The sequence below is a fragment of the Elusimicrobiaceae bacterium genome, from assembly GCA_017520185.1.
Taxonomy (GTDB): Bacteria; Elusimicrobiota; Elusimicrobia; order Elusimicrobiales; family Elusimicrobiaceae; genus Avelusimicrobium.
Window position 1 is genome coordinate 25017 of sequence record JAFXGO010000009.1, and the last position, 6769, is coordinate 31785.

General features: G+C 41.8%; 3 protein-coding genes. 2 read left to right on the forward strand and 1 reads right to left on the reverse strand.

The window, feature by feature from the left end:
* Position 1: 1 nt before the first annotated feature.
* A complete protein-coding gene (locus tag IKL48_01815; GenBank protein MBR3603418.1) occupies positions 2–1183 on the forward strand; it encodes an efflux RND transporter periplasmic adaptor subunit in 1182 nt (393 codons plus the stop codon).
* A 6-nt stretch (positions 1184–1189) separates the two neighbouring features.
* On the forward strand, positions 1190–4312 hold the full coding sequence (locus IKL48_01820) for an efflux RND transporter permease subunit (protein ID MBR3603419.1): 3123 nt from the start codon (positions 1190–1192) through the stop codon (positions 4310–4312).
* Positions 4313–4531: 219 nt separating this feature from the next.
* Here IKL48_01820 and IKL48_01825 read toward each other — a convergent pair whose 3' ends face one another.
* On the reverse strand, positions 4532–6298 hold the full coding sequence (locus tag IKL48_01825) for an ATP-binding cassette domain-containing protein (GenBank protein ID MBR3603420.1): 1767 nt from the start codon (positions 6296–6298) through the stop codon (positions 4532–4534).
* Between the last annotated feature and the right edge of the window lie 471 nt (positions 6299–6769).

Sequence of the window (6769 nt, forward strand, 5' to 3'; positions counted from 1 at the left end):
TATGAAAAAAAGAACTATTGTCCGTTGGACTAAATATACGCTCGTCTTGCTGATTGGCGGGTTTTTAGGGTTTGTGATTAAAGGCAAACTCTCCGGCGCTGCAGCCATGAATTTTGGCGGTGCCGGTCAAACTACCGTTCTTACTGAAACGGTACAGAAACGTCCGGTTGCTTTGGGCAAAAATTTTATTGCCAAAGTAGAGGCTATTAATGCTTCCGACGTGACCCCGCAGGTGTCTGGCTATATTGATAAAGTGATGTTCAAAGACGGCTCCTTTGTGCAAGAAGGAGAGGTCCTTTTTGTTATTGATCAAAGCCGTTATAAAGCGGCGGTCTCCTCTGCTGAAGCCTCTTTGGAAAAGGCAAAAGCCAGCTTAAAACAAATTGAAAGCGATTATAAACGTCAGTTATCTTTGTACAAGGAAAAAATGCTTTCTAAAGCTGATTTGGAAATGGCTGAAAGCAACTTGGCTAATGCTCAAGCCAATGTAAAAGCGGCTCAAGCCAGCTTAGATTTGGCTAAATTAGACTTGGCTTATACCGAAGTGCGCTCTCCCATTAGCGGTTATATTGGTAAAGCATTGATGACCAAAGGCAATTACACCAATGCCGCTGCCAGCAAATTAGCCCGCGTGATTCAAATGGATCCTATTCGTGTCGTATTTTCTATTACCGATAAAGAACGTTTAAGCGGTATGGATCAGCTGGCTTCTCAGGCACCCAATATACAAATTGCTTTGCCGAACGGAGAGACCATTGAAATCCCCTCCGCTTCCGTATTTTCAGACAATGAAATCAATGCCGATACTGCCACTATGGCTGTATATGCGCAAAGTGAAAATAAAGAGCGCAAATTAGTGCCCGGAAACTATGTAAACGTCACCGTTAGTACAGATACGTTCCGTCCCGTAATTTTGGTACCGCAAACGGCAGTAGCCCAAGATGCAACGGGTCAATATGTGATGACAGTTAATGCAGAAAATGTGGTCATGCAGAAATACATCACTACCGGTGATACAGTGGAAAACAAATATATCGTTTTGTCCGGTCTGGAAGACGGTGATAGAATTGTACCGTTGGGACATCAGAAATTACAAAATGGTCAAAAGGTAAGCGTTAGCGAGAAAAATACGCTTGAAAAAAAGCCTGCGGCCGTTGAAGCAGAAAACAACGTGGAGGCTTAGTAGAAAATGTTTTCTAAATTTTTTATTAACCGCCCGCGTTTTGCTGTTGTTATTTCACTGTTATTGTGTTTAGCGGGTATTATTTCAATTTTTTCCTTGCCGATTGCTCTTTATCCGGAGGTGACACCGCCTGAAGTAGTGGTAATTGCTCGTTATCCGGGTGCGAGTGCGGAGGTAATCGCCAAAACGGTAGGTATTCCGTTGGAAAGTAAAGTCAACGGCGTAGAAGATATGTTGTATATGAGTTCATCTTCTTCCGATGGTTCTTATAACTTAACGTTGACTTTTAAAACCGGCACCGATCCGGACTTGGCTCAAGTAAAAGTGCAGAACCGCGTGGCACAAGCGCAGGCATTGCTGCCCGGAGATGTGACCCGTCAGGGAATTAGCGTATTTCGCAAATCTTCCAACATTTTAGGGTTTATTTCATTTGTTTCTCCGGATAAGAGCCTGTCTTCGTTGGAAATCAGTGATTATTTAAATAATAATGTGCAAAAAAATATCAGCCGTATTACCGGTGTAGGTGATGCAATGGTGTTCGGATCTAGCAAGAGTATGCGTGTGTGGTTAGATGCCGACAAAATGGCCGCTCTTAACATTTCCGTACCGGATGTCACCTCTGCTATTTCCAGCCAAAACTATCAACCTTCTTTGGGTAAAATCGGCGCTCGCCCCAATGACGGAAAAGTGATGACGGTGTTTGCTTTGCAAACGCAAGGACGTTTAAACAGTGCCAAAGATTTTGAAAATATCATCATTCGTACTGATGCACAAGGCGGTTTGGTAAGGCTGAAACAAATTGCCAAAGTGGAAGAAGGGCAGGAAAGTTATAGTCACGCTGCCGAGTTTGATGGTGGTGATTCTGTACCGATGATGATTAACTTGGCTTCCGGTGCCAATGCCGTAGAAACCATGAAGTTAATCCGAGCCGAATTAGAACGTTTGTCTCAGTTCTTTCCTAAAGGACTAGAGTATGAGTTCTCCGTAGATACCACCGACTTTATTAATGCTTCTATTACCGAAGTGGTGGAAACTTTGATTATGACGTTCTTGCTCGTTATCTTGGTATGTTATATCTTCTTACAAGATTGGCGTGCTACTTTGGTACCTGCGGCTACGATTCCCGTTTCTTTGCTGGGTACCTTTGCTATTATGTTGGCGCTGGGATACTCCATCAATACTTTTACACTATTTGGCTTGGTGCTTGCTATCGGTGTAGTGGTAGACGATGCTATTTGTGTAGTAGAGCGTGTCATTTATTTGATGAATCGCGAGCGTAAATCCCCGCGTGAAGCCTCTTTGCAAGCAATGGACGAACTCTCCGGTGCATTAATTGCTACTACATTGGTACTTTTGGCTATCTTTGTACCGATTTGCTTCTTGGGTGGGATTACCGGCGAAATCTACAAACAGTTTGCCGTCACAATTTCATTGGCTGTTTGTTTCTCTACGCTTAATGCTTTGTCTTTGTCTCCGGCTATTTGTGCCACCATGCTTAAACCTATTAAGGAAACGACCTTTTTTCCTTTACGCTGGTTTAATATGATCGTTAATCGCGGTGCGCGCAAATATCGTTCTATAGTACGCAAAGTGGCGCGCAAGATGTTGATTATCGGTTTATTATTTGCCGGACTCTGTGTAATGAATGGGGCTTTTTTAAAGTTTGCCGATACTTCTTTTATTCCGTTAGAAGATCAAGGGGTCATCATTATGGATATTCAACTGCCGGAAGGTGCCTCCTTTGTTCGTACGCAAGAAGTAATTAATAAAATTACTCCTATTGTGCAACAAACTGCAGGTGTGCTCCATTTAACAACGGTAGTAGGACACAGTTTGATGAGCGGATCCGGTGAAAACGTGGCAATGGGATTTCTTTCTTTGGAAAATTGGAGCAAACGTAAAGAGCCCTCTTTAAAACAATCTGCTATTGTCAATCAACTCAATGCTCAGTTGGCAGGTGTAGCAGAGGCAAATATTCGTTTGTTAGAAATGCCGGCCATTCCGGGCTTGGGTACTTCCAGCGGGTTGGATTTGCGTATACAGTCATTAAATGATTTTGATTACAATAAGTTGCAGACCAATACGGAGGGAACCGCTTTTAAGATGATGATGGATCCTTCTATGCAGCTGGCTTATTCCACCTTCAAAGCCAATACGCCTAATATTTACTTGGATGTGGACCGTACCAAAGCAGAAGCAATGCAAGTGCCCGTCTCCAGCGTCTATGCCGTATTGGAAAAATATTTAGGTTCTGCGTATGTAGGTGATGTAAACTTTGGTACGCAGGTAAACAAGGTCATTATTCAATCGGATTGGAAATATCGCGTCACTCCGGAAGACATCAATAAAATGTATGTCATGAATAACAAAGGAGAAATGGTCCCCTTGCGTTCTTTGGTGGATTTGCGCTATATTTTATCCCCCCGCCAAATTATGCGTTATAATCAGTATCCTGCTGCCAGCATTATGGCTACGCCTACCAACAGCACCGGTGAAGCCATGAAGGCAACGGAAGAACTGATGAAAACCTTGCCGAAAGACTATGCCTACGAATGGACAGGTATGAGTTATCAGGAAAAGCAAAATCAGGGCCAAATGATGGTTTTGATTGTATTGGCTATCTTGTTTGCCTATTTGTTCTTGGTGGCTCAATATGAAAGTTGGTCTATTCCCGTACCGGTGCTCATGTCTGTTATGGCGGCTGTGGGCGGTGGTTTATTGGGGTTATGGTTTACCAATCTGCCTTTGAGTATTTATGCGCAGTTAGGATTAGTGTTATTGGTCGGTTTGGCTGCCAAAAACGCTATTTTGATTGTGGAATTTGCCAAAGATGAGCATGAAAAAGGGGCCTCTGTATATGACGCGGCCATGGACGGTTTAACACAGCGTTTCCGCCCTGTACTCATGACGGCCTTTACCTTCATCTTGGGTATGATTCCGATGATTATTGCCAGCGGAGCCGGTGCCGCCAGCCGTCGTGCTTTGGGGGTGCCTGTGTTTTACGGTATGTTGTTGGGTACGATAGCGGGGCTATTCTTGATTCCTTTATTCTACATCTTGATACAAACCAGTGTAGAAAAATGGGCTGAAAGAAAAACTGCTAAGAATCAGCCACAAGAAGTAAAATAAAAAAGTGTTTCTTGTTTTCCCCCGATTTAGCATCGGGGGATTTTTATGTTTTCATGATAACACTGTGGTCAATGCAAACCGTCAGCTCTTTTAATTGCGGAAGTTATTAAGGGCGGTAAAATTATTTTTTATTATTGGCAAGCAAATAGGGGCAGATATTATTTATATTGTGTAAAAAACCCCAGCCTTTTGGCTGGGGTTAAATCAATAAAGATAAGTTTATTTGTTTTCCTTATCTTTAAATTGCATGGCATACAAGGCAGAGTAAGCTCCACCTTTTTGCAACAATTGGGTATGAGTGCCTTCTTCCACGATATTTCCATCATTAATGACAGCAATTTTAGTGGCATTTTGAATGGTTGTCAAACGGTGTGCAATCACGATAACCGTTCTGTTTTTCATCAAATTGTCTAAGGCTTCCTGTACCACCCGTTCGGATTTGTTATCCAAAGCACTGGTGGCTTCATCTAAAATAACGATAGGAGCATCTTTAATGAATGCTCTGGCAATGGCCAAACGCTGTTTCTGACCACCGGAGAGCAATAATCCCCTTTCTCCAATTTCGGTGTCCAAACCGTCGGGTAGTTCTTTTACAAATTCTTCCAGACATGCATTTTTAAGTGCGTTCCACATATCTTCTTCGGTAGCATCGGGGTTTCCTAAAAGAATGTTTTCTTTAATGGTGCCGGAGAATAAGAAATTGTCCTGAAAGACCATCGCAATTTGCTGACGCAAAGACTTTTGAGTAATTTGTGTCACCGGTGTGTCGTCAATTTTAACGGACCCCTTGCTGACGTCATAAAGTCTGGGAATCAATACAGAGACAGTGCTTTTCCCCCCGCCTGAATTACCTACTAAGGCTACGGTACTGCCTACAGGAATTTGCAAGTTGATATTATGCAAGACTTCCCGTCCTTCTACATATTCAAAGTGAACATTTTCAAAGAAGATACCTTTTTCAATTCCCTTTAATTCTTTGGCATCTTGCGCATCTTTAAGTTTGGGTTGTAAATCTAAAATTTCAAAAATACGGTCAATGGCTAAGAAGGAGTTTTGAATGGCTACAAAGTTGTTGCCCACCCCTTTCAACGGAGTATAAAGCATCATAAGCGCTGCAATAAAAGCTACGAAATTACCGCTGGTAATGCGACCACTGACAATTAAATAACTTCCAAAACCAATGACCAAGCCGATACCTACAGACATGATGATATGCATTAAAGGAGATAACCAGTTGGTCGTTTTTACCATTTTCATAGCCAAATTAAAAGTGGTGTCTGTGGCTTTGTGAAAACGTTTACTAAATTCCGGCTCAAGGGTGAAGGAGCGAATGGTTTTGTTTCCGGAAAAAGTTTCGTTATAAATAGTCATGACGGAAGATAAATTGACTACAGATTTTTTTACGATTTCCTTCATTTTTTTGCGTACAAAAACAATCGGATAAAAGAACAATCCTAACACAGCAATAGCAATCAAGGCCAATTGCCAAGAGTTGTACAACATTACACCGGCTAAAGCAATGGAGGAGAAAGTTTTGGAGAGAAATTTTTTGGTATTTTCCACTAATCCGTTGGAGGCGGTTTCAGCATCGTTGGAATAGCGATAGAGAATCGTACCGGAATTGTTATTATCCAAATAACTGCTATCCATAGAGAGCAACTTAGAATAAAGTTTTCTTTTTACGCCAATGGTAATTTTGTTGGCGACCCATGTATTTAAATAGTTGGAAGCATATTGGAGTACACCTTGCACTACGGTAAATCCAACAATGAGGAAAGGAATCATGGCAGAGAAATGAGGTTGTTTGTCTACCATCACCTTATCCATAAAAGGTTTCATAAACATAGCCACCGCCGCATCTAAACCGCCGACGGGGATCGTTAAAGAAACCCCTAATACGGCTCTAAACCAAAAGGGTTTAATGTAAGGCCACATTCTGCGTGCATTAATAACCAATTGATTTTGTGAAATCATTTTTTTTATCATAAAAAGCTCCCTAAAAATAAGAGACTATACTTAAGGTAATTTTAGCATATTAAGACGGCGGAAAAACGTAAAACATGGCAAAAAAAAGCACCCTTTCGGGTGCTTTTTAATCATACGGAGAGGGAGGGATTTGCCTTCCGGTCGTTTTGTTGACTCAAAACGCCTGCAGTCCGGCCTCGCGGTTTTTGCCTTTCGCCGAGTGGAACTTTTAAATCGGCTCAAACAAAAACATCGCTGCGGTTTTCAAATCCCTACGCGGCATAAAGCAGTTTATGCCGCTGCCATTCATTATAAATTAAAAAAGCACCCTTTCGGGTGCTTTTTAATCATACGGAGAGGGAGGGATTTTATACACCGTCTGAGTGCCCCCTACTTCGACCCTAGCACTTTTTTAGTTTTTTTCTATGTTTTATTTTTAAGATTTTTGCGTTTTTTCTTTAGAGACATCAAAGATTTTTCTCATGTTGAACT

Coding starts and splice junctions, on each gene's coding strand:
- IKL48_01815 (MBR3603418.1), top strand. CDS start 2: ATGAAAAAAAGAACTATTGTCCGTTGGACTAAATATACGCTCGTCTTG.
- IKL48_01820 (MBR3603419.1), top strand. CDS start 1,190: ATGTTTTCTAAATTTTTTATTAACCGCCCGCGTTTTGCTGTTGTTATT.
- IKL48_01825 (MBR3603420.1), bottom strand. CDS start 6,298: ATGATAAAAAAAATGATTTCACAAAATCAATTGGTTATTAATGCACGC.